Source organism: Streptococcus mitis (genome assembly GCF_946190115.1).
Lineage (GTDB): Bacteria > Bacillota > Bacilli > Lactobacillales > Streptococcaceae > Streptococcus > Streptococcus mitis_CO.
Genome location: NZ_CAMHZG010000035.1, coordinates 1 through 2402 on the forward strand (window position 1 = coordinate 1; position 2402 = coordinate 2402).

At 45.5% G+C, this 2402-nt stretch carries 1 protein-coding gene and 1 pseudogene; one reads left to right on the plus strand and one right to left on the minus strand.

The genetic code is table 11. The features are described 5' to 3' along the window. Positions 1–605: 605 nt before the first annotated feature. Positions 606–962 (minus strand): LPXTG cell wall anchor domain-containing protein, encoded by a 357-nt coding sequence (locus tag N8L90_RS09610; protein ID WP_314725739.1) that lies wholly within the window; start codon positions 960–962, stop codon positions 606–608. 16 nt (positions 963–978) lie between these two features. On the opposite strand from N8L90_RS09610, the pseudogene N8L90_RS09615 reads away from it, so the two are divergent. After that, a pseudogene (locus tag N8L90_RS09615) lies at positions 979–2402 on the plus strand (adhesive domain-containing protein); the annotation flags it as partial.

A 2402-nucleotide genomic window follows, 5' to 3' on the forward strand; every position in this document is an offset into this window, starting at 1 on the left:
CATCAAAAAAGAAAGGACGAAATTTGTCCTTTCTCGAGCTTAGCTTTTCATCAACCCACTACAGTTGACAAAGAGCCCGATTTCCTAACCATTATTATAAAATAGTTTATTTTATAAGTATTTTGTTTGAGGTTGATTTTGATATAATATTAACTATATTGTATTTTAGACAAAAACTTTTCCAAAAATACATAATCCAGAAAATTAATTATATTTCATATCATTATCGCTAAGATGTTTGTATATTTTTATTGAGTAGATGAACCATACATAGCTGAAAAATAGCAACATTATCTTACCTTAAAAGTAAGGATGAGATATTCGATTTTTATTATTGGGATTTTAGGATTTCTTATTTATTGTGGATGAAAAAAAGATATGAACAAACCGATCAGGAAAGGATTATTAATTTATAGAAATGTTTTAGTAGCCTTTGTGTACTGTTGTAGTTTCAATTTTCCATAAAATAAAAAAGTGAACTAAACTGAATTCTGATTTCCAGAAAACTAGTTTTGTTCACTTTTTCTTATAGTCGAAACTTCTGTTCCATCCACTTTTCAATCATCTATCCGCAAATAAATCTACTCCAGAAAGATTGTTTACATTTATTCTTCATCATCACGTTTGCGACGTTTCGCAATCAGACTTAGACCTGTTACAGCAGTCAAAGCACCTAGAAGTACAGATGATTTAGAAACTTCTGTACCTGTATTTGGCAACTGCTGTCTTGACTTATCTGTCGATCCGGCACCATTTCCAACGTGTGAAGTCGAATGATCAACATTTGATCCTACAAGCGAGATTGACGTCGAAGCACTTTCAGAAGCTAAACCTGAAAGCGACGTACTTGTCGAAGTCGACATAGACACTGATGTTGAGACTGACACGCTTAGACTCGTTGATTGCGAAGCACTGTCACTCAAACTAAAGTTCGGTTTATCAGTACTATCCGGATCTGACATACTTGTTGAATCAGATGTGCTTGCTGATGCTGACGCACTGGTTGATGCTGAGGTAGAGGCTACTGCACTTGTTGACGCTGATGTAGAGGCTACAGCGCTAGTACTTGCTGAGGTAGAGGCTACGGCACTTGTGCTTGCTGAGGTAGACGCTACGGCACTTGTTGACGCTGAGGTAGACGCTACGGCACTTGTTGAGGCTGAGGTAGACGCTACGGCGCTTGTGCTTGCTGATGTAGATGCTACAGCGCTTGTTGATGCTGAAGTAGACGCTACGGCGCTTGTGCTTGCTGAGGTAGACGCTACGGCACTTGTTGACGCTGAGGTAGACGCTACAGCGCTTGTGCTTGCTGAGGTAGACGCTACAGCGCTAGTACTTGCTGATGTAGAGGCTACGGCACTTGTTGACGCTGATGTAGATGCTACAGCGCTTGTTGACGCTGAGGTAGACGCTACAGCGCTAGTCGATGCTGACGTAGACGCTACCGCACTTGTTGACGCTGATGTAGAGGCTACTGCACTAGTACTTGCTGATGTAGAGGCTACGGCACTTGTTGATGCTGAGGTAGACGCTACTGCGCTTGTTGACGCTGAGGTAGACGCTACTGCGCTAGTCGATGCTGACGTAGACGCTACAGCGCTTGTGCTTGCTGAGGTAGACGCTACGGCACTTGTTGATGCTGATGTAGACGCTACAGCGCTAGTACTTGCTGATGTAGAGGCTACGGCACTTGTTGACGCTGATGTAGAGGCTACCGCGCTTGTGCTTGCTGATGTAGACGCTACCGCACTTGTTGATGCTGATGTAGAAGCTACCGCGCTTGTGCTTGCTGATGTAGACGCTACCGCACTTGTTGACGCTGATGTAGACGCTACTGCACTAGTACTTGCTGATGTAGAGGCTACGGCACTTGTTGATGCTGAGGTAGACGCTACTGCACTTGTTGATGCTGAGGTAGAGGCTACAGCGCTTGTTGACGCTGAGGTAGACGCTACCGCACTTGTGCTTGCTGAGGTAGACGCTACGGCACTGGTTGAGGCTGAGGTAGAGGCTACAGCACTTGTGCTTGCTGAGGTAGACGCTACTGCACTTGTTGACGCTGAGGTAGACGCTACGGCACTGGTTGAGGCTGAGGTAGATGCTACTGCGCTAGTACTTGCTGAGGTAGATGCTACCGCGCTTGTGCTTGCTGAGGTAGACGCTACTGCACTTGTTGACGCTGAGGTAGACGCTACGGCACTTGTTGATGCTGATGTAGAGGCTACGGCACTTGTTGACGCTGAGGTAGACGCTACTGCGCTAGTACTTGCTGATGTAGATGCTACTGCGCTTGTGCTTGCTGACGTAGAGGCTACTGCGCTTGTGCTTGCTGACGTAGACGCTACAGCACTTGTGCTTGCTGACGTAGACGCTACAGCGCTTGTACTTGCTGAGGTAGACGC

What these genes read in the sequence shown, in the direction of transcription:
- N8L90_RS09610 (WP_314725739.1), bottom strand. Translation starts at nt 962, where the DNA reads ATGTCAGATCCGGATAGTACTGATAAACCGAACTTTAGTTTGAGTGAC.